The 24,746-nt window shown below is 48.5% G+C and carries 23 protein-coding genes; 4 read left to right on the top strand and 19 right to left on the bottom strand.

What is annotated here, in order from left to right:
• The first annotated feature begins 177 nt into the window (after positions 1-177).
• Positions 178-513: a hypothetical protein gene (locus BMW94_RS09700; RefSeq protein ID WP_090997637.1), complete on the top strand. Its 336-nt coding sequence runs from the start codon at positions 178-180 to the stop codon at positions 511-513.
• 62 nt (positions 514-575) lie between these two features.
• On the opposite strand, the gene mglC is transcribed toward BMW94_RS09700, so the two are convergent.
• The 6 genes from mglC to BMW94_RS09670 all read right to left on the bottom strand — a co-directional run bounded on the left by mglC (position 576) and on the right by BMW94_RS09670 (position 9,023).
• Positions 576-1,595: a galactose/methyl galactoside ABC transporter permease MglC gene (gene mglC, locus BMW94_RS09695; RefSeq protein WP_076290270.1), complete on the bottom strand. Its 1,020-nt coding sequence runs from the start codon at positions 1,593-1,595 to the stop codon at positions 576-578.
• A gap of 15 nt (positions 1,596-1,610) precedes the next feature.
• Positions 1,611-3,116, bottom strand: a complete 1,506-nt coding sequence (locus BMW94_RS09690) for a sugar ABC transporter ATP-binding protein (RefSeq protein WP_090997634.1) — start codon at positions 3,114-3,116, stop codon at positions 1,611-1,613.
• 74 nt (positions 3,117-3,190) lie between these two features.
• Positions 3,191-4,252: a galactose ABC transporter substrate-binding protein gene (locus BMW94_RS09685; protein ID WP_076290272.1), complete on the bottom strand. Its 1,062-nt coding sequence runs from the start codon at positions 4,250-4,252 to the stop codon at positions 3,191-3,193.
• 121 nt (positions 4,253-4,373) lie between these two features.
• Complete coding sequence (locus BMW94_RS09680; RefSeq protein ID WP_175480636.1) at positions 4,374-5,603, bottom strand: substrate-binding domain-containing protein; 1,230 nt, start codon at positions 5,601-5,603, stop codon at positions 4,374-4,376.
• Positions 5,590-7,407 carry a cache domain-containing sensor histidine kinase gene (locus tag BMW94_RS09675; protein ID WP_090997629.1) on the bottom strand — a complete coding sequence of 606 codons (1,818 nt, stop codon included), beginning with the start codon at positions 7,405-7,407 and terminating at the stop codon, positions 5,590-5,592. Before BMW94_RS09675 ends, BMW94_RS09680 begins: the two co-directional genes overlap by 14 nt.
• On the bottom strand, positions 7,404-9,023 hold the full coding sequence (locus BMW94_RS09670; RefSeq protein WP_090997624.1) for a response regulator: 1,620 nt from the start codon (positions 9,021-9,023) through the stop codon (positions 7,404-7,406). Before BMW94_RS09670 ends, BMW94_RS09675 begins: the two co-directional genes overlap by 4 nt.
• Before the next feature lie 324 nt (positions 9,024-9,347).
• Between BMW94_RS09670 and BMW94_RS09665 the strand changes: the two genes are divergently transcribed.
• Entirely contained in the window at positions 9,348-9,617 is a 270-nt protein-coding gene (locus tag BMW94_RS09665; RefSeq protein ID WP_090997621.1) for a hypothetical protein, read from the top strand.
• A gap of 66 nt (positions 9,618-9,683) precedes the next feature.
• On the opposite strand, the gene BMW94_RS09660 is transcribed toward BMW94_RS09665, so the two are convergent.
• A complete protein-coding gene (locus BMW94_RS09660) occupies positions 9,684-10,610 on the bottom strand; it encodes a tyrosine-type recombinase/integrase (RefSeq protein WP_090997617.1) in 927 nt (308 codons plus the stop codon).
• A gap of 171 nt (positions 10,611-10,781) precedes the next feature.
• On the opposite strand from BMW94_RS09660, the gene BMW94_RS09655 reads away from it, so the two are divergent.
• Complete coding sequence (locus BMW94_RS09655; protein WP_062320808.1) at positions 10,782-10,982, top strand: cold-shock protein; 201 nt, start codon at positions 10,782-10,784, stop codon at positions 10,980-10,982.
• 154 nt (positions 10,983-11,136) lie between these two features.
• Positions 11,137-11,409 (top strand): HU family DNA-binding protein, encoded by a 273-nt coding sequence (locus BMW94_RS09650; protein WP_053783990.1) that lies wholly within the window; start codon positions 11,137-11,139, stop codon positions 11,407-11,409.
• Between the two features lie 271 nt (positions 11,410-11,680).
• On the opposite strand, the gene BMW94_RS09645 is transcribed toward BMW94_RS09650, so the two are convergent.
• The 12 genes from BMW94_RS09645 to BMW94_RS09590 form a co-directional block, all read right to left on the bottom strand.
• Positions 11,681-12,481: an ABC transporter ATP-binding protein gene (locus BMW94_RS09645; protein WP_062320810.1), complete on the bottom strand. Its 801-nt coding sequence runs from the start codon at positions 12,479-12,481 to the stop codon at positions 11,681-11,683.
• Between the two features lie 60 nt (positions 12,482-12,541).
• Complete coding sequence (locus BMW94_RS09640) at positions 12,542-13,696, bottom strand: ABC transporter ATP-binding protein (protein ID WP_090997614.1); 1,155 nt, start codon at positions 13,694-13,696, stop codon at positions 12,542-12,544.
• A 4-nt stretch (positions 13,697-13,700) separates the two neighbouring features.
• On the bottom strand, positions 13,701-14,537 hold the full coding sequence (locus BMW94_RS09635; protein ID WP_090997611.1) for an ABC transporter permease: 837 nt from the start codon (positions 14,535-14,537) through the stop codon (positions 13,701-13,703).
• 1 nt (position 14,538) lies between these two features.
• Positions 14,539-15,549, bottom strand: coding sequence for an ABC transporter permease (locus BMW94_RS09630; protein ID WP_063567843.1), 1,011 nt, complete (start codon positions 15,547-15,549; stop codon positions 14,539-14,541).
• An 89-nt stretch (positions 15,550-15,638) separates the two neighbouring features.
• Positions 15,639-17,450: an ABC transporter substrate-binding protein gene (locus tag BMW94_RS09625; RefSeq protein WP_090997608.1), complete on the bottom strand. Its 1,812-nt coding sequence runs from the start codon at positions 17,448-17,450 to the stop codon at positions 15,639-15,641.
• A 205-nt stretch (positions 17,451-17,655) separates the two neighbouring features.
• The gene (locus BMW94_RS09620) at positions 17,656-18,342 is read right to left on the bottom strand and encodes a response regulator (protein ID WP_090997605.1); all 687 of its coding nucleotides are present in this window, start codon (positions 18,340-18,342) and stop codon (positions 17,656-17,658) included.
• A complete protein-coding gene (locus BMW94_RS09615; protein WP_090997602.1) occupies positions 18,342-19,580 on the bottom strand; it encodes a sensor histidine kinase in 1,239 nt (412 codons plus the stop codon). Before BMW94_RS09615 ends, BMW94_RS09620 begins: the two co-directional genes overlap by 1 nt.
• Positions 19,581-19,613: 33 nt before the next feature.
• Positions 19,614-20,060, bottom strand: coding sequence for a DUF1453 family protein (locus tag BMW94_RS09610; RefSeq protein ID WP_090997599.1), 447 nt, complete (start codon positions 20,058-20,060; stop codon positions 19,614-19,616).
• A 237-nt stretch (positions 20,061-20,297) separates the two neighbouring features.
• Complete coding sequence (gene cysC, locus BMW94_RS09605; RefSeq protein ID WP_217648182.1) at positions 20,298-20,843, bottom strand: adenylyl-sulfate kinase; 546 nt, start codon at positions 20,841-20,843, stop codon at positions 20,298-20,300.
• Positions 20,844-20,875: 32 nt separating this feature from the next.
• Positions 20,876-21,640 (bottom strand): sulfotransferase domain-containing protein, encoded by a 765-nt coding sequence (locus BMW94_RS09600; protein ID WP_090997593.1) that lies wholly within the window; start codon positions 21,638-21,640, stop codon positions 20,876-20,878.
• Between the two features lie 244 nt (positions 21,641-21,884).
• Positions 21,885-22,529: a Vat family streptogramin A O-acetyltransferase gene (locus BMW94_RS09595; protein ID WP_090997591.1), complete on the bottom strand. Its 645-nt coding sequence runs from the start codon at positions 22,527-22,529 to the stop codon at positions 21,885-21,887.
• A 116-nt stretch (positions 22,530-22,645) separates the two neighbouring features.
• Positions 22,646-24,622, bottom strand: coding sequence for a CotH kinase family protein (locus tag BMW94_RS09590; protein ID WP_090997588.1), 1,977 nt, complete (start codon positions 24,620-24,622; stop codon positions 22,646-22,648).
• Between the last annotated feature and the right edge of the window lie 124 nt (positions 24,623-24,746).

Below are 24,746 nucleotides of genomic sequence, written 5' to 3'. Positions count from 1 at the left end.
CGATTAGTGGAGGCTCGTCAAATTCACATGAATGTATAAATTTATAATTAAAATAGGACAAACGGTTTATAGGAAAATGCATATTACGAAACGATCTTACATCAGATTGATCCATACTGTGTTACAATACATTAATGGATTTATTTAGGATAAAACTTTGGTAATGGAGGGATAAGCATGATACAACAAAGAAAACCTTTGGGCATCGGGACACTTTCTCTGCTGGTGCTCGCAATGGGGTTGGCCTTTAATTTTCCCTGGGGCACAGAAAAGGTACAGATCAGCCACTATTTGTTTAATCTACTGAACTTGCCTATCTATAGTAATGGAGACCAGGGACTTCACCTTCCCTTCGTGGCGGCGGCAATCTTCTGGATACCTGCTGTAATTATCGCTAGCAAGTATCGTTCGCACTATGGTACAAAGGTAGCCTTTAACGTAGCCGGGTTTATGCTGCTCCTCTGCATCGTTGGTCCCGTGGTTGATATTGTGGACAGGTTTGTAAATTCATAAAATAAAGAAGCCAGCACTCTTGTCATTCCAGAGTGCTGGCTTTATGCTTCATTACTAAACCTCTATTTTTTCGCCATATACTTGCGGATATCAAATGCCACCGCAGCCACAATAATCAACCCTTTAATAATTAGCTGCCAGTAAGGACTTACACCGATAAAGGTCAGACCATAGTTGATAACTCCAAAGATCAGCACCCCTGCCATAACACCAGGCACCGTACCGATACCACCCGCTGTGGAGACGCCCCCCACGACACAGGCCGCAATAGCATCCAGCTCATACATGTTACCGTAATTGTTCGTTGCCCCGCCCGTACGCGCGGCTTCCAGCACACCGCCCAATCCATACAGGGCACCTGCAATGGCATACAACGCAATCAGGTTGCGTGCCACATGAATGCCGGACACATGCGCAGCCTGAATGTTGCCACCGATGGCATACATGTTCTTCCCGAGACGGGTCTTGTTGAAGACCACCCAGCAGATCAGCGCAACCGCTACAGCAATCAATACGATATACGGAATGGAATAACCACCACCAAGATCAATGTAACCAGAACCAATAACGGTAAAATCGGGCCTCAATCCACCAATGGGTTGTGACTGATTGGGCTCTGTATCAAAATAAATCGAGTTCAGACCATATACCGCAACCATCGTACCCAGTGTCGCGATAAAGGGTGGAACATGTAATTTGGCTACAATGATACCATTCACCAGTCCTACTGCCAATCCGGCAATAATCCCGAAGACCATGGGCGCCCACACCCATAAATGTGGCAGATCAGGAAAGAACCGATTGGCATATTCGTCGATTTGCAGCATGGATGCGGATACAACAGCCGTTAGACCAACGACCCGTCCTGCCGACAAGTCGACCCCGCCCGTTACCAGGATAAACGCCGCACCCAGTGCAATGATGGCCCGTGTGGAGGACTGTTGTAATATATCCCGCAGCGTAGAGAAAGCAAGAAAGTGCGGATCGGCAATGGCAATGCCAATGACGAGCAGGATCAGCACAATAAAGATCGCGCGCTGCGCCACATACTGCTTCACCTGATTGATAACTTGTGTATTCATGTATTTCCCTCCTGACTAAGCCATCCGCTGCTGTGCGGCCAGCCTCATGATATCCTGCTCTGTTGCCTCAGCACCGTCGACGATTCCGGTAAGCCGCCCTTCGCTCATGACCATGATTCGATCCGACATGCCCAGCAGTTCGGGCATCTCCGAGCTGATCATAATAATGCTTTTGCCCTGGCGGGCCAGTTCCGTAATAATGGTGTAGATTTCAAATTTCGCGCCTACATCAATCCCACGTGTCGGTTCATCGAGCAGTAGAATTTCAGGGTCAGTCAACAGCCATCTAGCCAGAAGTACCTTCTGTTGATTACCACCAGACAGGTTTCGAATCAGCGTGTTAACTGAAGGCGTTTTAGTTCTAAACTTCAGAGTCTGCTCACGTGCCTCATCTCGGCCTTTCTTCTCATCCAGCAGACCGATCCGATTCCGATAACGTCCGAGACTCGCGATAATCGTATTTTCATACACAGACAACACTGGAAAAATTCCTGTGACTCTTCGCTCCTCAGTCAGCAGAGCAATGTTATGGCGCTTTGCTGCGGCAGGTGACTTGATCCTCACCTTGCGCCCATGAATCGAGATCGTCCCTGAAGCAAGTCCGCGTAAGCCAAACAATGACTCAATCAATTCCGTCCGCTGTGCCCCAACAAGGCCGCCAATTCCAAGCACTTCGCCTTTCCTCAATTCAAACGTCACATCCCGGAACGAATTCGGCTGGCTGGAGGTTAAGCCTTCTGCCTTCAAAATCACTTCTCCAGGTACGTTCGTCCGTTCCGGGAACCGTTCATCCAGATCACGTCCAACCATGCGGGTAATGATCAGATCGGTCGTTAAATCAGCAGCATCCCAGGTACCGACTACAAAACCATCACGCATAATCGTGACCTCATCCGAGATCGTCAGAATTTCCTCCATCTTGTGCGAAATGTAGATAATAGACACCCCGCGACTGCGCAGCTGATTAATAATGGCAAAGAGCTGGTCCACTTCCTTGCCCGTGAGCGAGGAAGTTGGCTCATCCATCACGATAACTTTAGATTGGAAAGAGACCGCTTTGGCGATTTCCATCGACTGTATTTTGGAAACGGATAACGTTCCCGCCTGAGCCTTCGGATCAATGTCCAGATTCAAGTCCTTGAACAGAGCCAGTGTATCGGCATACATTCGTTTTTCATCCACCAGCAGCCCCCTCATCGGAAAACGCCCCAGCCAGATGTTCTCCATCACCGGACGGTGTGGCACCGGGTTCAGCTCCTGATGAATCATCGATATGCCATGCTGAAGCGCCGCTTTCGAACTCTGAATGTCCACCTGATTGCCGTCCATCCGAATCGTCCCTTCATCCGGGCGATACATACCGAATAGACATTTCATTAGCGTGGATTTGCCCGCTCCATTCTCTCCCATCAGCGCATGAACCGTACCCGGCTTTACCTTCAATGTGACCTGACTCAGTGCTTGCACACCCGGAAATGCTTTGGATATTCCGTCCATCTCCAGCAGGTAAGGTGATTCCATCTTTCATCCTCCCCTTCCGTAAACCCGGCAAAAAAAGGACGCCATCTCATGACGGACGTCCCTGTTTGCTGCTGTTATTGGGCGTCGGCAATGTTGTCTTTCGTAATTTTTTTGTAGGCAATCCAGACGTATTTGCCATCCGTAATGTCATAACCCGTGTTTTCCTTCGTTGGCGTCTCACCCTTCGCAAGTACGGAAGCCAGTGCAACCGTAGCTGCGCCCTGGTTCTTGGCATCATTCAACACCGTGCCCAGCATCGTTCCGTCCTGAAGGGCCTGAATGGCCGGAGCCGTTGCATCCACGCCGACAACCGGCATCGTTTTGCCGTCTTTGAAGTATCCCGCTGCTTTCAACGCTTCAATGGCTCCGAGTGCCATGTCATCGTTGTTAGCCAATACCGCTTCAATCTTGTCTCCGTGGGAGGCAAGGAACGCCTGCATTTTCTCCTGTCCTTTGACCCGATCCCACATCGCCGTGTCTTCCGCCAATGCTTCCACTTCAATTCCGGCATCCTGGATGGCCTGAACGGAATATTTGGTCCGCAGCTCAGCATCCTGGTGACCCGGCTCGCCTTTCAGCATGACGTACTGCAGCTTGCCGTCTCCGTTTTTATCTGCTTCCGGATGGGCCTTCCAGTAGTCCACAATGAGCTGACCGGAGATCGTGCCGGACTCTTCCGCCTTGGCTCCAACGTAATACACTTTATCCCACTTGTTCATGTCTTCAGCAACCGGCTCACGGTTCAGAAAGACAACTGGAATGCTGGCCGCTTTGGCTTTGTCAATAATGACACCTGCTGCGGTCCGGTCAACCGGATTCACGGCCATTGCGTTGTATTTCTTGGATACAAACAGATCGACTTTCTCATTCTGGGTCGGCTGTGCGTTCTGGCTATCCACGATATCGAGTGTGGCTTTGCCTTCCGCTGCTGCGGTCATTGCATTCCGTACACCCGTCATGAACGTGTCATCGAACTTATAGATCGCCACGCCAATCTTCGGCGTTTCCGTCCCTGCCGCTGTCTGGCCTCCTGTATCTGTTCCTGTACTTCCACCTGCGCTGTCTCCGCCACTGCTGCACCCCGCCGCCGCAACCATACACGCTGTAAGCAACAATGTCATCCACGTTTTCTTCATATCCTAATGACCTCCCCCAAGTTCATTCGGCTGTACCGATGTCTTTATTATGAAAGGGTTTACAATAAATTCGAATACAATATCTTCCTCTGTTTTATCGAAATCTTCCTCAATTGAGCCTTCACTGTACAAAAGGAAACAACAGCTTCTGATTATCCATCCAGAACATATTGTCCGTACTGACCAGCTTCGTTTCTAGCGTTACCCTGGCTTGCACCTGTTGATTGTTCAACCGTGCAACGGCCTGATTCACACCAAGATAACCCGCACTGAATCCGTTTTGCACGATCAAATGCTGAATTCTGCCTTCCTGTAACTGCTCTAACTGCTGCTGTTCACTGCCAAAACCCACAATCTTCACCTTGTTCCCATTGTTCTCGGACGTACGTCGGTTCAATTCATCCGCCGCCCCTAGAGAAGCAGATTCCTGAAGGGCAATCACCCCGTTCACCTGCTGCTGGTCAAGCAGTTGCTTTGCCGCCTGCCAGCAAGCATCCCGCGTGCTGCATACGGACTGGGTCTCCACATGAATGTCCGGATACTGAGCCAGTGATTCTTCTACCCCTTGTTCCCGGTTAATCAGAACAGGATTTACAGGACCAGGACCAAGCAAGGCTATAAATCCTCGTCCTCCTAGAAGCACGGCCATGGCCTGACCCGCCTGCCGTCCAGCCTCAACGTTATCTATCGAGATAACACTTGTTATACCTTTTACAGGAAACTCGTCATTCAACAAAATGACGGGGATAATCACTCCGTTGGCATCCTTAGTCTGTGCCTTCTGAATAATGTCGCGGAGTGCCTTTTCACTCAAGGGATCGATCAACAGGGCAGATGCTCCCTGCTCCATTGCCAGCGATACTGCATCGACCTGGGCTTGTTCACGCTCGCTCAGTGGATAAGTCCCATTTAGCAAGTGCTCTTGCTTGACCTTTCCCTGTACTGCCGTGAAGTCAGGATTAGATGGCGCGTAAGTTAGTCCCTCCGAGGGAAAAGCCTCCACCGTAATGAGCTCCGCTCCCGCTTCTTTGGCAGCCGCTTCGGCCCCAAGACGTATCGCTTCTGCAAGTTCTCCCGTTCCCGCTGGCGTAATCAGTGCAATACGCGGCGGTGATCCCGCCGGATCAGCATTGGACATACCGCACGCCATACATAACAACAGGCAGCAGATTGCTGCTGACATGCCCATATAACGAAGGATGGGGACTCTCGTCCGTATGGCTTCCACGTGAGTGCAGATTTTTATTTTCATAACCAGATGCGCAATCCATTCCGTTCTATTTCTATTGATCTTATTTTTCGACCTGTTGGTTCGCTTGGTGCACATGCTGTTCCCTTTATTGTTCATCATGCGCATCGTCCTCCTCTCGTTCCGATTGGATCGGAATCCGAATCCAGACGGTTGTGCCTTCCTCCAGCTCACTCTCGAATTCAAGACCGTAAGCTTCGCCATAATAAAGCTGTATCCGATCATGTACATTGCGTACAGCTACACCTGATCCTGCACCACTTTTTACGATAGGACTGCCCATTAGAAGTTTCGACAGCTGCTCTTCCGTCATGCCGACCCCATTATCTGTAATCCGAAATACCAGCTTATCGTCCTCCCGGTACACACGAATTTCAATACATCCCTCGTCCATATAATATTCAATGCCATGCACGATCGCATTTTCAATGAGTGGCTGAAGCACCAGCTTAAGGGTCAGGCAGTCCAGCGTATCTTCATCCGCCTTCATGCTAAAATTAAATTTACGCTTGAACCGCATCTGCTGAATCGTCAGGTAATGGTGGGCGTGCTCCAGTTCTTCCCTGACCGTAATAATCGTTTTGCCTTGACTGAGACTAATGCGAAACAATCGGGATAACGAAGTGATCATCGTAATGACTTCCTCATTCCGGCTCATGCCCACCATACGCACGACCGAATTCAACGTGTTGTAGAGGAAATGTGGATTGATCTGAGCCTGCAAAGCTTCCAGTTCGAGACGACGCTTCTGCTCCTGTTCATGAATGATTTCATTCATCAAGGTCCGGATTTTATAGACCATCAGGTTAAAACGACGGGATAAACGTTCCACTTCCAGCGGCCCTCCGATCGGTAGCTCCACGTTAAAATCCCCTCGCTCCACGGCCTTCATCTTTCGTTCCATCCGCCGGATCGGACGTGTCAGACTGGAAGAGAGGAACAGCGAGACGAGAATAACCAGTACCAGCACAACCAGCAGTACCCGAATTAGATATCCATTGACCTCCTGGCGGGTTGTCATGATCTCATCCAGATAGGCCACACCTACGATTTTCCATCCGATATTGGCGACAGACTTGACCGCATTCAACCTTTTCTGCCCGTCCGCCTCATCCTCATAACTGCCGGTTGCAACCAGCGCCTGTTCGATATTTTCACTTTTGAGCCCCATGTACATCAATTGCTGCTGCGGATGGTAGACGATATTGCCTGCACTTTCGTCGATAATGTAGACGTATCCCCGCTGCCCCAGACTGACCCGGCGGCTCAGTTCGTCCATTTGTTTGAAGTTGATATCCACCAGCAGAATGACCTGCCGATCCTGACCATTTTGGCGCACAGTAATGCCTTTGCTCATAGAAACGACCCATTTGTATGGGCCTGTGTACATGTTCTGAATATGAGGCAGCGAGAAACTAAGGTGATCCGGCACCCGGAGTGCAGATTGAAACCACCCTTGCTGGGTCACATGGGCACTCGGTTTTAATTCGGCTGAAGGTCTGTTCTTGAGCAAATGCCCTGTTGAATCCAACAAAGTAATGGAGATGATATCTTCGCGGCTGCTGAGTAGCGTGTCGAGCTGTTTATCTACCTGATCCCCTTCCCACGTACCATCCCGCAGCATATGTTCTTCGATGGCTCGATACAGATGCGACATGCTGCGAACATAATCCTCCAGATTGTAACTGACCTGATCCACGATCTGCCTCGTCGTCAGCTCCGCACTTCGCTCCGCGGCCTGCGTGAATTTGTCATGCAGCAGCATCGCCATGATGGTCAGCACCAATACAATGAAGACAGAGAAGGACCACGTAATAATAAAGCGGATACTGCTGACTCTGGATGAACGCAACCTGGACCGAAGCTTGAGCCAAAGGGATCTTATCCATCCGGCAAACGTTCTCATCGACTTGTGCCTTCACTAGCTGTTAGTGCAGTCTGTTTGCGATATTCTTTAGGCGAAACGCCGATATGTTTTTTGAAGCAAAAACTGAAATAATTCGGTTCCGCGAAGCCTACCTGACCAGCAATCTCAAACGACTTCATCTCCGTGGATCGAAGCAGCTCCTTCGCCGCCTCCATACGGATTTGCATCAGATATTGCAGGAAGGTAAGCTGTACTTCTTTTTTGAAAATGCCACAAAAATAACCCGAGCTGATATGCAGATGCCCGCATACTTTCTGAATGGACAGATCCTGATCGGCGTAGTGTTCTTTGGTAAACGACAAAGCCTGTTCCACAATATCCTTGTATACATGCTGCCTTCCGCTGGCAATGCGATGTTGAACGAGCAGACAAACCTCACGCACCTTACCTTGTGCCTCAGACAACCCAGGCAAACGGAACAAATCGGCATACAACTGGAACCCTGCCCCAAAAATATCCTCCATGGCCTCACCCGATGCCTGAGCTGCCTTCCAAACGTTTGTTAAAACTTCAATCAGATACAGTTGAATGTCACTTCGCCCATGCTCCACCGTGATTTCCCGGAAAATGATCTCCAGTGCATCCTCCAGCTCCGCCTGCGTTCCCGCTTTCAGACAACGTGTCAGCGTCTGCTGCTTCAACTCGTCAAAACGCAATTTGCCCGCCGTCTGCCGCTCCACATCTGCAATATAGATAAGGGGATCAGTCCCCGGTACAAGCCGATAATCCAGTGCCAGTAGTGCATCCTCATAGGCATGCTTCACACCTGCCAGTGTGTTCACGATTGAGCCCGATCCAACAGTGGCAGGAATACGCAGATAGTGATTGATGCTGCGCATTACATTTTCCAGCGCCTGCTGCTGTCGTTTCTCCCCCTCTTCTCCACCCCACCGATCTACATAGAGCAGCACAATCGTCTCCTGATGCATAAAAGCATGTCCGGCCCCGTGTTCCGTCCATACCTCTGCGGCAATGTTCAGCGCAGCGAACTGCTTCAACTCCGCATCCTCGGATGGGTCTCCGTCCATATGCAGGGTCAATACGGATACACCATAGCGTTCACCTTGCAGATCCAGTCCGCATTGCTTCGCTTTGCCATGGATATATTCCGGCGATTTCTGCCGATGCAGCAAAGTGGCCATCAGGTCTGCCTGTAACAGGGGCAGGCTTGTATAATAATGGTCGCGCAGCTGCTGTACATCCTCTCGCTCGGCTACTTCCGCCGCCATTTGCGCACGCAATCTTGTAAGCAGTTCTGTCAGATGTCCCGCCGAGAATGGCTTCAGTAAATATTCATCCACACTCAGCGAGACCGCTTGTCGGGCGTAGTCGAATTCATCATATCCAGTCAAAATCACCACTTTCACAAGCGGATTGCGCTCCCGCAACCTTCGAGCAAGTTCAAGTCCATCCATAAATGGCATGCTGATATCCGTTACCACAATATCCGGCTCCACTCGTTCGGCCATCTCCAGTGCTTCACGTCCATTCTCTGCCAGACCCACTATGCGCAGATCGAGCGCTTCCCAATCTACCTCTACAACCAACCCTTCGCGTACATCCTCTTCATCATCCACCAGCAATACCCGGTACACGTCAGATTCCTCCTTTATTTAACGGGCCATAAGCCCAAGCAATAATGTATATGTCGATATGATCCAAGGTTGCCATCATAATATACAATATAAATTTAAATATGTAACCGCTTACTATTAAGGTGAAAAGATTGATATAATGAGCGCTCACAAACGAAATATATGGTAAATTATTGAAAGGAGTTAGTTATGAAATAGAACCAACCTCATGAACTTCAAGAGAAGTTAACAAAATCATGGAGGGGAGGAATAGAGGCGGTACGTACCACGCTGAATGAGAATAGTGAGAAGGAGAATATAACTGAATGGAAACTGTTTTACAGCTTGGAGGATTCATTAAACACCCTTCCCCGTGAAGAGCACTCTTCCTTCATCGCTGCCTATTATAGTAACGAACGAAGAACCATGCTGGAAACCGGGGATATCATGCCTGCATTGCTTTTACATCCCGATCATACAAAGGCGATACTTTTTTGGGAAAAGCTTGATGGAACCTATGCCATTATTACATTAGAATCGCAAATCAATGCAAACAACAAGCCTGAATGGGATGTAAGTCATTCTTGGATAACCAAACAACCCTCATCCACTTGAAGTGGGTCAGGGCATCATTGATCCTATATCCGTTCGTAATCCCTCATAAAGAGTACTGCATGTACTTTAATGCGGTTCCGTTTCTCCATCCTCTTCTGCTGACAAAGATAGATTGGCATTTAAACCCTTCACATAAATCATCGTGGTATCCGGATTAATGTGTCCCATCATTTCTGCCAAGCGATGCAGTGGTGTATGCTCAGCCATGGCGTATCCGAACCGATGACGCAGATCATGGGAGCTTAGCCCTTCCAGCCCGGCTGTAGTCATCACTTTTTTGATCAAATGGCGCAGCGCCCTCTCTGTTAAGCGATCATTGGTTTTCTCGGAAGGAAACAGGTAAGGACTATCCGGTGCGAGACCGACCATATACATCTTCAACAAAGCAATACATGTCATGTTCAGCGGAATTTTCCGTTGACCGTTTCGTTTATCGGCCCTCACCGTGAGCTGCCCGCTTCGTTTGCCCAATTCGATATCACTGGGAGCGAGATTGCATATCTCCATCGTTCGCATACCGGTATGATACATGAGTGTAAGGATGGTCTGATCCCGAAGCGAGTTGCCGTTCTCGACCGCAGATATGAATGATTGTTCTTCCTCAGGGGTCATTCGGCGTGGGCTAACCTTGTCTTCCGGAATGAATTTCAGAGGTTTAGAAGGATCACTGTTAATCCTGGCTTCCGATGCAGCCCACTTGAAAAAACGCTTCAATGTAATCAGTCTGCGATTAATGGTAGACGGCTTCAATTGCATTACCTTTTGTGAATCTTCCCGATAACGGACCAAAGTCGCTGTATTCACGTCTTCGATTTGAAATGAGATCTCTTCCCCCCGAGGTTCGTCACCCTTATACCATTCGGTAAAGTGCTTCAAATCACTCGCATATTCCTTCAAGGTTTTGGGAGTCAATTCTCCCTCGATCGTAAGCATATGTATGAATTCCTGAACAACCATTTCCCCTTGTACCGAAGTACCCGAAACCTTATCCATTAGAAAAAACCTCCAAATCTTGACTTATATTAGCGGACATGGTATTATCATATTAATCGATACATTAGCGGACATCAAGTCTGTGGGTTTGAATATACCCGATTAGCGTTGATTTCTAAAATTAGCCTTTTCAAAATGGTCGTTTAAAAACTTATTTTTTGGAGGAACTACATGCAAACAGGTACAGTGAAATGGTTTAACGCGGACAAAGGATTTGGCTTTATCGAAACTGAAGAAGGAACAGACGTATTCGTTCATTTCAGTGCAATTCAAGGCGACGGTTTCAAAACATTGGATGAAGGACAACGCGTCCAATTTGAAGTAACTCAAGGTAACCGTGGTCCACAGGCTGAGAACGTTACTAAAGTTTAATTATATTAAAGCTGCCTTGTACAAGGCAGCTTTTTGTTTTATTACATGAGCATGTTGCATAAATTTAAAGAGCGTCTTTCACTCATGAATTGAATTGCGCAACATGCTGATTTCATAAACTTAACATCCAAAAACGAAAAGCGAGGTATGACAAATGGATAAAGAACAATTGATCACAGAAGTAGCCAAAAACGGCGGATTCTCCAAAAAGAACGCTGAAAAGGCCGTAACGGTTGTGCTGGATTCGATTTTGGAAGCATTGAAAGAAGGCAAAGAGGTTCAACTGGTTGGATTCGGCAAATTCGAAGTGCGTAATCGGGAAGCACGTATGGGTAAAAGCCGTCGAACTGGTAAGGAAATTCAACTTCCAGCAGGTAAAGTTCCTGTATTCACAGCAGGATTAACAATGAAAGAAGCTCTAAACTAAACAGCAACAACAAGATCGGAAAAGAGGTTTTTATTCAAACACACAACGAACATTTTGATGTAAATGTCGTGTTTTCTACGGTTGATGATATCATTAACTTTTATTCGGGCAAGCAGACAAACCAGAATATCGCGGAAGATCACACCCATTCAACACCCCCATCAACAGAGTCTGCACGGACGCTACAACTACCCACTCGCTAAAACGAACCTTTCATCTTGGACAATAAGAAGCCCTGTTCCGCTTAAAACGGTCCAGGGCTTGATTTGTGTCAATCGAGCACCCAGGGAGAATGAATTTTGGGTACATCATTGATTAATTGCTTGGTATAGGGATGCTCCGCATGGTGAATGACCTCCTCCGCTCTCCCTGCCTCCACCATTCGCCCATGCTCCATAATACAGATCGTGTCGCTCACATAATAAGCCAGACCCACGTCGTGCGTAATAAACACAATGGTCATGCGGTTCTCGTCGCGCAGCTTGAGCAGCATATCGAGAATCGTTGAACGCGAGCACGCGTCCACCATGGACGTTGGTTCATCAGCGATCAACACCTTAGGATGCAGCATGAAAATGCGGGCAATCATGAGCCGTTGCATCTGTCCACCGGACAGCTCAAACGGATATTTATTGTATAACTCTTCGAACTTCAGATTGACGAAGGAACAGGCTTCCTTCATTTTGGCATATTCCTCGTCCTTATTCAGCTTCAGTCCCTGAAGTTTGATACAATCCACCAGCAGCTTTTCCACCCGGTGAAATACGTTGAACGAAGAGAACGGGTCCTGGAAAATGGCCTGGATATCCTTCCAATAGGCTTTACGCTCACGATACCGCTTCAGTTGTCTGGGCTTGCCATCGTATTCGATCGCTCCACCCGTTTCCTTGAGCAAGCCCATGATCATTTTCGCGAGTGTCGTCTTGCCACTGCCACTCTCTCCGACAATGGAGATAATCTCCCCTTCATGAAAATCAAAGCTCACATCATCCACCGCTGCCTTTTTGCGATTGCCTGTACCGTACACCTTGGTCAGATGGCGGCCGCTGATCAGCACCTTGCCCATTGCCATACTACCTCACTCCTTTCGGGGAGCCTTGATCCGAGCCCGTTACGCCCAGAAAGAATCATTTCATAGGTCTGCGATATCGTCTGTGTCAGCTCGAACATCTCGGACATCTTCTTTATTTAGGCCGCTTTCCTCCTGGTTTTGTTCACTCTCCTGGGACTCTTCGTTCACAGCCTCCTGCTCTACGTGACCGTCCTGCTCCTGCTCCTGCTCCTGCTCCTGCTCCCTGATCTGCTCCAGCATCTTGGGTGTCAGGAGACAGCGATATATGCGCCCATCGACATGAATGTTCTCGATTTTGCCCTGGCGGCACTCGTCGGTCACCAGTGTACAGCGCTCTGCGAAGCGGCATCCGTCCGGCACATGCTTCAGATTTGGTGGTGCACCGGGAATGGCAGCCAGTTTGTGCTCCTTCATGCCCTCTTCCGGCACAATGATGGAGCCCATCAGCTTCCGGGTGTACGGATGCAGCGGATTGAAAATCATCTGATCTGCCGTGCCACGTTCCACAATCTCTCCGGCATACATCACCATAATTTCATCCGTGACATGGTACAACAGCGGCAGCTCATGCGTGATGAACACCAGTGATTTGATTACTTTGCGCTTCAACAAATCCTTCAATAGACGAATGACCGCCTTCTGGGAGGTTACATCCAGTGCCGAAGTAGGTTCATCCGCAATGAGCACGTTGGGATTCAGAATTGTTGAGATGGCGATAACCGTTCGCTGCTTCATGCCGCCGGATAATTCATTTGGATACATATCCAGCACATCCGGCGACAGGTTCAGTGATTGGAAGCGCTCCGTAGCCATCTTCCGCACATCCGACCGTTTCATCTCCGGACGATGCTCCTTCATGATATCTTCAATAAACCTGATAATACGCAGCGTTGGGTTCAGTGCATTCATGGCAGCCTGCGGAATATAAGCAATTTCTTTGCCCAGAATGCGCGAACGAAGCTGCTCTTTGTTCAGCTGCATAATATCGGTACCATTGATGCGGATCGAACCACTGCCATAATGAAGCGGCGGGAAATAAAAGCCCATCAGGCTGAGCGCCAGCGTCGATTTGCCACAGCCCGATTCACCTGCAATGCCCAGCGTCTGCCCCTCTTTCAGTCCGAACTCCACCCCGTCGACGGCAAAGACGTTCTCCTTGAGCCGGGTACGGTAATAGGTTTTGAGACCGCTGACCTGAAGTATAGGTTGGTTCATGGTCTTAGCTCCTTATTTTCGGATTAAAAATTTCGTCCATGCCCGTATTCATTAGATAAAGCGAGAAGGTAATGACCGCAATCGCCAGCGCCGCAGGAATGAACGCCCACCACGCCCCTGCTACTGGCGCTTCAAACACCAGTGCCCAGTTCATCAGAATGCCGAGCGAGATCGTATTATACGGCCCCAGGCCCAGCATGGAGATGGAAGCTTCGGACAGAATGCCCGATGCCGTCTGGAGCACAAAAGCCATCACCACATAAGACGCGATATACGGCAAAATCTCATGGATAATGATACGCGGCGTACTGTGTCCCGAAATTTTCGCAATATGCACATGATCCCGGCTGCGCAGAGATGTCGTCTGGGCTCGCACAGCCCGGGCCGTCCAGGGCCAGCTAGTTATACCGATAATGATCGCCGTCACCAGGGAACTGCGTGAATCAATGCTGACCGAGATCAAGATCAGAATAATAAACGAAGGAATAACGATGAAAATATTTGTAATTGCCGTCAGAAAGTTATCCAGCATTCCCCCGATATATCCCGACACCAGACCCATAACCAGACCGATAATGGTCGCAAACACACCTGCAATCAGCCCCACACGTACGGATGTCTGAATGCCATACATCAATTCAAGGAAAATATCCCGTCCAAAATTGTCCGATCCTAACAGCAGGCCATCGCCAGGTGGCTGGAACGCCATCGCAATCATCTCAAGGGGATCACTGCGATTAATGAGTGGATAGATCGTAACCAAGAGCAGCATGCCGACAAAAGTCACCGCACCGATCATGAATTTGGGTGACTTCAGCAAAATAGAGATCGAATGCTTCATATCACTGTTCCTCCATTTGAGCGGCCTTGATGCGCGGGTCAATGAAGCCGTAGATGACATCAATGGTGAAATTCGCAAGCAATACAGCAATGGCAATCAGCAGCGTACACCCCGAGATTAGCGGGTAATCCAGTTGCCTTATGGCCGTGAACAACCATGTGCCGATGCCCGGATAACTGAAGACAATCTCGCAGATGAGTGATCCGCCGACCATCGTACCGATGGAAAGCGCAAGTCCCGTAATTTGCGGCAGCATGGCGTTACGGAACACATAACGCGCAATTCGGCCGTCGCGTATACCTAACAGTTTGCTGTATAACACATAGTCTGAATTCAGCTCATAGATGGACATCTCCCGCATGCCAATCGCCTGACCACCAATGGTCACAAGCACGATGGAGAGGAACGGCAAGGTATGGTGGCGAACCACGGACATGATGAAGTCGAAGCTCAGCTGCGGCACCATCTGGAAGTCATATCCCCCGGATAAAGGGAACCATTTCAGTGATAATGCAAAGACATACAGCATAATAATAGCCAGAGTAAAAAAAGGAATGGAATTGATAAACAACGCTACCGGAAACAGCACTTTATCAAAAACGCCCTTCCGGTACGCTGCAATCGCACCGAGCAAATTGCCAATGATCCAGCCGACCAGAATGGCCGGAAGTTGAAGCCCCACCGTCCAAGGGACGGCGGAGGCCAGAATATCCGTCACAGGCTTCGGATACAGTCCAAAGGACGTGCCCAGATTACCTGTGAACAGATTTTTCAAATAGATGCCGAATTGGGTCCATAGTGGCTGATCAATGCCGAATTCAACCGTAAACGTCTCATACACCCGCTTGATGGAATCCGAGTCAGTCATCCCTGACGTCATTTTGGAAGCGATCATGCTCACCGGGTTACCTTCAATCAGTCTAGGCAAAATAAAATTCAGTCCGATGGCAATGACCAGGGTCAGGCCGTACCAGAATACTTTTTTGGCGACATATCTGGAATAGGCATTCATAGGATTTAGCACCCCCGAGTTTAGCGGATAAGGGCCTTATGTCTGAAGTGGCGTGTCACTTCATCGTGTCCTGATTCAATATGAGTTCCTTAATTGTGGATCTGATACAATGCCTTAATACCTGCGCCGTCCATCGAGATTTGCGGCGGAATGTTGGTGCCATCTCCTTCTGTCGGGAAACCTTTCCAGACCGATTCGTTCACGGTGTCAAACACCCATGGTCTGTACATTAGCGGAATAGAAGGGATATCTTTCAGCCAGATGGTATTCAGTTCAGTGTACAGTGACTTCAGCTTCGCCTCGTCAGACACGGATGGAATCTCTTCAATAATGGCGTCTGCACGGTCATTCTGGTACCGTCCCCAGTTCCAGAAAGCCATCTCACCCATTGGGGCAACCCCTTTGGAGTACATGATCGTCATCGCACGGTTCCACGGCTGGCTTGGGCTGACCCCGCCTGCAGGCGTATTCATGATAATATCGAATTTGCCGGTTTGCAGATCATTGGTCCATACCGGGGATTCCGGGAATTTGGTGCGAATCTCAATCCCTATGGCCTTGGCGCTCTGCGCTACGATCTCCAGGGCAGCGTTCCAGTCAGACCAGCCGTAAGGACATTCAACCTCGAAAGGTCCAAGGCGTTTGCCGTTAAGAACACGGATGCCGTCTTTACCTTTGGTTGCTCCAATCTTGTCGAGCAGAGCGTTGGCTCCTTCAATATCCATCGTCCATTGCAACGACTTGATGGCATCTTGGTCAATATATTTGGACTCAGCGTCCGAGTTCAAGGTCAGGGAAGGCTGCATTGGCGCGGAATATCCGCTCATGGCCAGCTCCGAGATTTTGTCATAGTTGATGCTCATGGCTATCGCACGGCGAACGTCAGCATTATCGAGTCCGGCTTTGGACAGATTGAAGAAAATGCTTGGCATGGAACCGGGCAGATAATACGGCGCATCCTTCAGATACGTTTTGACAGCAGCCCCGCCTTCCCACATCTTCCACACTTGAGGGATAAACTGCTGGGAGACGTCCACTTGCCCACTCTTGAACGCCAGATCACCTGCGGCATTATCCTTGTAGATCACGTGAGTGATGTACTTCGGTGCGGGCAATTTGCCGAACAATTTCTGCCCCCAGTAGTTATCGTCACGGACAATCGTAATTTTCTGGTCGTTGTAAAAATGAAGCTTATAGGCTCCGGTTCCCACTGGATTGTCATTAACCTCTTTACGAATCGCGGTCAGATCATTATTGTTCTTCTTCTCGATCTCTTCCCAGATATGCTTCGGCAGCATCGGGATCAGTTCAATGCTGTCCAGTACGGTCAGCTTGTTGGGGTTATCAGGGTTCAGCTTAATTTCCACGGCCTGTGCTCCATCTGCTTTCACTTCACGGATGTAGGTCCAGAAGCTGCTCCAGTTGATATCGTATTTTTTGCCCAGTTCATAGGTGTATACAACATCATCTGCTGTAAAAGCTGTTCCGTCGCTCCACTTGGCATCCGCATTCAGCTCGATACGCAGCGTGGTTTCATCCGTCCATTCATACGACTTGCCCAATAGAGGTTCAAGACCACCGTCCAGCTGGTTCACCATAAACAGTGTTTCGTACACCAGTTCCCTGGAGTTGCCGTAATTCACTGGAAATGCGGGATTTCCGCTCAACAGATTGAAGTTGGTTGGTGGCCCCCATTGCAGCCCGTTGATATACAAGGTCTCATTACGTGGTGTTTCCTTGTTGGTCTGTGGTGCAGGTTCGTTCTGGGTTGTCGTGGTCGGTGTATCCACCGTCCCTTGTGGTTCACTTACTGATGGTGGCTGAACACTTTGGCATCCGGCTAACAATGTGACCGACATGAACAGAGCGACGAGCGGTGTGACAGCTCTTTTAAATCGCATTCTGAACCCCTCCGTGAATTCATATTGATGTTATTGGAAGCGCTTACTTAACGTTATTCTATGACTTATCTCACACCAAACATTCCATCTCTTTTCTCAATTTTGAGACATTGTTTATGTGGTCATACAAAATAACCAGCTCCGCATGGGGCAGCTGGTTATTTGCTGAATTATGATTATTCCTTCACAGAAGATCAAGGACAGCTTACTTGACGAATCCATTACGAATGGCAAAGACGACCGCCTGTGTGCGGTCTTCCACCTGAATCTTTTGCAAAATGCGATGTACATGAGTCTTGACCGTACTCTCTCCGATAAAAAGCTTGCGGGCAATCTCCTCATTCCGTAATCCATATGCCATCTGCTGCAAAACCTCCAATTCCCGTCCGGTAAACGGTTCCGGCAATGGTTCGTTTGCTACCGTCTCCTTCACTGAATCCGAATGACTCGGAGTTGAACGAATGGCAAGACCGATCACCTTGGCTGCCACCGCCGTGCGGTAGATCGCCTCCCCCCGGTATGCAGCACGAACCGCATCAACGAGTTCGTCCGGCGCCGCATCCTTGAGCAGATAACCAACAGCTCCGGCACGTATTCCTTTGTACACATAATCCTCATGATCGAATGTGGTCAGGATGACCACTTTGCAGTCAGGCAGTATCTTCATTAGCTCCGCTGTCGCTTCCAGTCCGTCTCCTGCTTCCATCTGCACATCCATCAATACGACATGTGGACGAACCTCTGCTGCCAGAAGGACTGCTTCATGTCCCCCGCTCGCTTCGCCTACCACTTCCATATCCTGCTGTGCATTAATAATAAAACGTAAACCATGCCGGACCAGATGCTGGTCATCCACGAGGAGTACATGTATGTCCTGTATGTCTTGCTCCATTATTGTTCATCACCTCCCATAATCTCCTTCACATCTTGAGGAATGGTAAGGGTTAACCTCATTCCATGTGGATCGACTGCATCAATGGATAAGGAACCGCCTGCCCTTTCACATCTTGCTCTCATACTCGACAGTCCGAAACCGGGAGAGATCGGATTCTCTTTGCGATACATTCCGTTGTCCTCCACAATCATATGCAGCTGATGCTCCTTCTCCAGGATGTCCACCTTCACTTGCGAAGCCTGGGCATGACGAATGATATTCGTTAACGCTTCCTGAAGTACACGATACAATAATTCGGACGTTTCTGGCGTCCAATGACTCGTCTGCTCTTGGGGAGTGAGTTTGATCGTAAAACCTGCCATCTCCCGTATCTCATTCACCAGACTCGTCAAGGCGACCAGCCCGAGGCCTGCTTCATTGCTGCCCATCTGATGAGCAACGGTCCGAACCTCCTGGAGACATTGTCGGACTACTTCAAGCACCGTACCCATCGCTTTGTCCGCTTCTGCTGCGTCCATCTTCATCATATAAGGTAGTGCCTGAAGCTGAACAATAATGGAGGTCAACCGGTTGCCAACACTGTCGTGCAAATCCATCGAGATCCGGCTTCGTTCTTCAAGTACGGCATACTGCAGCAATCGCACGGTAGCCTGCTCCAGCTCCTGATGTGTATCCTGAAGCTCCTGATGGGCATGTGTCAGTTCAGCGTGCATCTTCTGCAATTCCTCATAATGTCGTTTGCTGTCCTGTCTGCTTTCCCGCCTGATTCTCGCAGCCCAGCATAGAATATAGGTTACAGCGTGAGCCATCGAATACACCAGAATCTGATTGGGTTCGTAATCATCCATATAGAGCAGGATCGCATTCCCCATAAGAATAATGATGCCGAGCAACGAAGAACGATGGATGGGCAGCTTCAACGCAGTATATCCGATGAGATAAAAGGTTAATTCAAATATGCGATCCTCGGCTTGGAAGAACTGGGCATAGAGCAGCGTCACCATCCAAATCCCCAATATCCCTAACGTCCGCATCCGTTCATTTCGAAGTGACTGTGGAACCCAAACCAACATAAGGTAGGGCAGCCTAACGATCAGTCCTGCGCCCAACTCGGTCCACGCCAATTCTTTGAAGGGCTCGATCAGACTGTAAAGCAGCAGCACCGTTAAAATAATATCTGCTAAATGATCCAGTACCACCTTTTGAATCTGCATCCATTTCGAGTCGTTCTGCATAGCTTTCCTTTCTAATCCTAAAGTTTGAAACGATTATACACCTCTGCCTTGAAAACGCTGGATTTTGGCATACAGAAAATAGCGCCGGGCAACGATGCTTCCCAGAGGCAGAAACAACAACGCACTGCTCAGTGAAACCACCGTATGATGCACATCCCATTGGCTGGCGAGCTGTCTCAGCACCATAACCGCGATCAGAAGCAAGCTGCTGGCCAGCGATCCCTTGGACATCATTTTACCTGTAGTTGGATGGATTCGAAGCTGCTCCAGATGTACCCGCCACGCACCAATCCCGCAACCGATGAGGAGAAAAACAATATATAACAGGATATTGCCTACTGTTAACGGTGTATTTATTACGCTTGAAAGCACCCAATACGCAATGATTGCTGGAAAGATCCATAAACGGGATGTCTTCACTTCCTTCTCCCTTAAAGATAACAATAGAACAATGACGGCTATAATCACAAGATTCATCATGTTTGTTTCCTCACCTTCTCCACGTGTTCTCTGATCTACATTCAGTGTAGCCGAATTCAGCGGGAGTTAAGTCCACCTGCAGATGGATTGGCTCAATTCATCTTTTCCATCCAGGGGTTTAGCTTGGGATACGTTGTCCTCTCCTCCGGCAGAACAAAACAGCTGCGCTGTCCTCAATGGACAGTGCAGCTGTTTTGGAGTTTAGCTTTAAGGTTGTTTTCTTCTCTCGAGTTCAATCTAGGCGTGTGAATCTGCCCTTCCAATATACCCATGCTTAGTTAAATAGGCGATAATCTGTTCTGTGCATTGTTCTTCGCTTGTATTCTCCGTATCTACAATAAGTTCGGGATGCAGCGGTTCTTCGTAAGGATCAGTCAAACCGGTGAAGTGCTTGATTTCTCCGGAAAGCGCTTTGCGATACAAGCCCTTTGTATCTCTTCTTGCACACTCCTCCCACGAGCATTTGACGTAGACCTCCAGAAAGGGTCCGATCCTTTGCCGACATTGGTCCCTCATGTCACGATAAGGTGAGATGAAGGATGCCAAAACAATTACACCGTGCCTGGTCAGAAGTTGGGCCAGATAGGCTGCAGTTCTTATGTTTAAGGATCGATCTTCTTTGGAAAAGCCTAATCCTCTGAATATCTGATCCCTGAGAATATCGCCATCCAGCGTTTCTGTTGCAACACCCATTCGTTTGAGTTGTTGCTCCACACAGCGGCTGAGTGTCGTTTTGCCAGAGCCGGACAAACCGGTGAACCATAACGTTACACCTGTTTGCAATATACAACACCACCTTTTGTTGAGCTGTAAGTCTACCAGTTGTAATCTGCTTCATAACCTGTCACGAGCAAGAGGTGACCCGCGACCTCTTTAAAACAGGTTTTTACCTCTTCGTCGAACTCGAACCGCCAATCCCCTATTCTCCCCCTGCGGAAAGTATAGGAGCCTTGAGGATTAATATTGCGTTCCATCGCTTCCAGGATCTTGTTTTTAGGTAGGGGAAGGTGATTTTTATCCCACAGAAAAAGAAGTATACGCTCCATTGTCTGACGGCGTGATCGGTGACTGCCTACCAACTGTTCAAAATGTACCTGCAAGCTGTTCTCTTCCCGAGTCCATCCAATGAATTGACTGTACCATGTGGCAATACTCGGATATTGAAGATTGAATACTCCTTGGATAAGAGCCAGATATTGCTCCTTTCTGCTTGGGAGGGAAAGCATATAAGCGTGAAGCGGATGAGAAGGGAAATTGTCCGTAATAAAGTACGTATAAGAAACAACAATATCTCTCAGATCCCGATTGAGAAAGATATGCTTGAATTGCATTTCCCTCAGCATATCCGACCAAAGCGTAGAATAATACACATGGCCAGTAACGAGAAGCCCCTTGGGGACGAGCTGCAGCTCTCTGTAATGAAGATCACGATCTGTGGAATGCCCTTCATAAAATTTATTGGGGTACGATAACATTCCTGGAATACCTTCGATAATCTGCTTCATCAGATGTGTACCGCTTTTAGGTACCGAATTCAGGATTACCCTTGGGTACTCTATATTTGAATTTACAATACCCATGTTTACCCAACTCCTGTTCTACCAGATAAATAAACAGCACTTATGTATTATATGGAACCCGGAAGCTTGTGCTAGTACCCTATCGATAAACAGGCAGATACCCCGCAGTGCTGCATTTCCCCGCTTAGGGTGAAGTCGTACTGAGTTGTATTTCCATCCTCAAGTTCAGCCAAAAGCAAAAAGCCGGCTCCGCAAGGAACCAGCCATAGCCTCGTTTTTTGCACATTAATTCTCATACACCAATCTACTTGCTCTTCAAAAGCTCACGCAATGTCTGCCGATCATATGTAGAGACCAGTCGTTCCAAATGTGTGTCCAACCACGCCTCATCTTGATCCCACCATTTCAGTTCCAGCAGCAAAGCAATGATCTCGTCGTCAAAGCGCTTTTTGATCGGCTTGGCCGGATTGCCACCCACAATGGTGTAAGGCTCGATATCCTTGGTGACTGTCGCATTGGAAGCGATGATGGCACCGTCTCCAATCGTGACACCCGGCATGATGGTTACATTTTGCCCAATCCAGACGTCATTCCCCAAAACAGTGTCTCCCTTAAAAGGCAGCTGATCCAGCGTAGGGGTCACTCTCTCCCAACCCCCACCAAAAATATTGAAGGGATAGGTCGTCATGCCCTCCATCCGATGATTGGCACCATTCATAATGAATGTCACACCTTCGGCAATTGCACAGAATTTACCGATCACCAGACGATCACCCAGGAAATCATAATGATGCTGAATGCGGTCATAAAATTGCTCGGGTGGACGACTGTTGTCACTATAATACGTATAATCACCGATCAGCACATTAGAGCGCGGCGGCAAATTCTGAATGTAACAAACGGTACGAATATTATCATTAGGGAAAAGTTTTGTTTTATCGGGAGCCATATGTGTTCCCTCCTTTTCCCTCCTTTTCCCTCATTGTACCAGAAAGGGATTCGATCTGATCATCGAATCCCTTTTCTCGTTCTCCATAGAACAACGTTACTCTACCGGAGAAATTCTTATTTGGATGTAAGTGTGACTTGTGCTGCCGTTTGATTCCAATCCACGGTCAGTCCCAGTCCTTCAGAGATGAAGCGCACCGGCACAAGGGTGCGACTGTTCTTGATAATGGCTGGTGCATCAATTTCGAACGTTTCACCATTCACTGTTGCCGTGCTGCTTCCGATCTGTAGCACAAGCGTCTGGTCATTCAGAACGGCTGTTACCGTTTTCGCTGTTTTGTCCCACGTTACTTCTGCACCCAAAGCTTCAAGGATGGCGTTCACCGGCACCATAACTCGTCCGCTTTGCTCTAATGGGGCTTGATCGGGGAACGTAATCGCTTTGCCATCCAGAGTTACCGTAATCGCTTTGTCTGTTGTTCCTGTTCCGTTATCCGTGCCTGTATCTTCCGAAGTCTCAGGCAAAGGCGTTACTTCACGTCCAAGCTGCTCTTGCAGATTGGCAAGTCGGTTCAGGGCAAACGTCGTCAGCGATCCCGATGCCATGGAGCCCATGCCCCCGCCTCCGCCAAAGTTGAAGCCAGGACGTGTCTGGGTATTGCCTGTGCTGTCTGTTGTTCCTGTTCCCGTTGTGCCATCCGGCGGTGTTGTACCATCGGGAGGTGTCATGCCCTCAAAACCTTCCGGAGGAGTCATACCTTCCATGCCCTCTGGCGGTGTCATGCCTTCGAATCCTTCTGGTGGTGTACCACCCATACCGCCTGCTGCATCAGCGTTGGCAGAATATGCGATGTTGGATTCAAACTGCTCTGTTGTGTAGAACTTCGTTGGATCTGCTTCAACATATGGACGAATGATATCAGCCAGATCTGTGATACGGTCCTGGATGCCTTCCAGATAATCCGTCAACTCATTGACGTAGCTCAAGTATTTTTCCTTATACTCAGGCACGGCTAGCAGGTTGTTGATCATCGGTACATTTTCCATGCTAATGCCCAGTACTGGCTCATCCACGGATACGTTTGTTGCGTTGGTGTTCGTCGTGGTTGATCCAGTTGTTGTACCACGTCCGCCTCCACCGGAGTATCCATTAAAGGACATGTTAAAGTCCCAAGGTACAACGGTGAACTTGCCATCCGCATCGCCGTAAAGCATGTAGTTATGCCCTTTGTCGCCGCTATAGCTGTCATAGTTACCAAAGACCATGTTGCCCGCGATGTATTTCAGTGCCGAATCCACGTCCAGCACACTCTCGATATCGCCTTTTTCACCTTCAGGCATGTCGTTCAGTGTTTTGATGAAATTTTTGAGCTTGGTTTTGTTCTCGTCCGTACCCAAGTCTTCCGTGATGGTGCTGTAGTCACTGCCTTCTGAATATTGCAGGTAACTCTTCTCATCTGTATCGTAGAGGACACCGTCCTCATAATCTTCACCGTAATTGCGTTCCAGGTAGCTGTCATCTACTGCTTCGACCCCGGTATAGAAACCAATCAGTTCGCCGTTGATATACAGATTAACGTAGTTTGTCATCGGTACATCCATGCCAATACTGCGCAGCGCTTCATAATGAAGAACTTCACGCATGTACGATGGATCGGAAAAGTTGTTGTTCAGGACCATTTTATCCAGACCGAGCAGGGTTTGTGTTTTGTCGTATTTATCGAACTTCAGTCTGAAGCTGTAACGATCGGAATCTTGCATGGAGGCTACGGATTTCAACGTCAGATTACCCTTGGTGGAGAAACCAACGTTATCCAGCTTGTTGCCGTCCACTTCCACACTTACCTTCTTATAATCCTTATCCAGCGGGCTTTCGAGCATGCTCTTCCAGTCTGCATCATCAATCGTAACATTCACATCAATGACGTTGTCCGTTTGGAACAACGATTCATAGGCTTGCGTGATGCCTTTACTCGTGCTTGTATCCTCTGCGGCAAACGCAGCATTCGGGCTTCCCACCAAAACTAAAGAAGATGATGTTACCATCGTCACGGACAAGGCCGTTACTGCAACTTTACGTAGTAAACTATTCAAAAGATGAATCCTCCTTCTTGGTTTCTGTTAAGCAACATAGGCTTATGAAACCATGGTAGAGGACAAACCTTTAATGAATCTTAAATAAATAATCAGAACAAAAAGTAGCCTATCAGGCCACATA

Origin of the sequence: Paenibacillus sp. OK003, from assembly GCF_900109515.1 — a bacterium.
Taxonomy (GTDB): Bacteria; Bacillota; Bacilli; order Paenibacillales; family Paenibacillaceae; genus Paenibacillus; species Paenibacillus marchantiae.
This window is presented reverse-complemented; position numbering and strand designations above follow the sequence as displayed.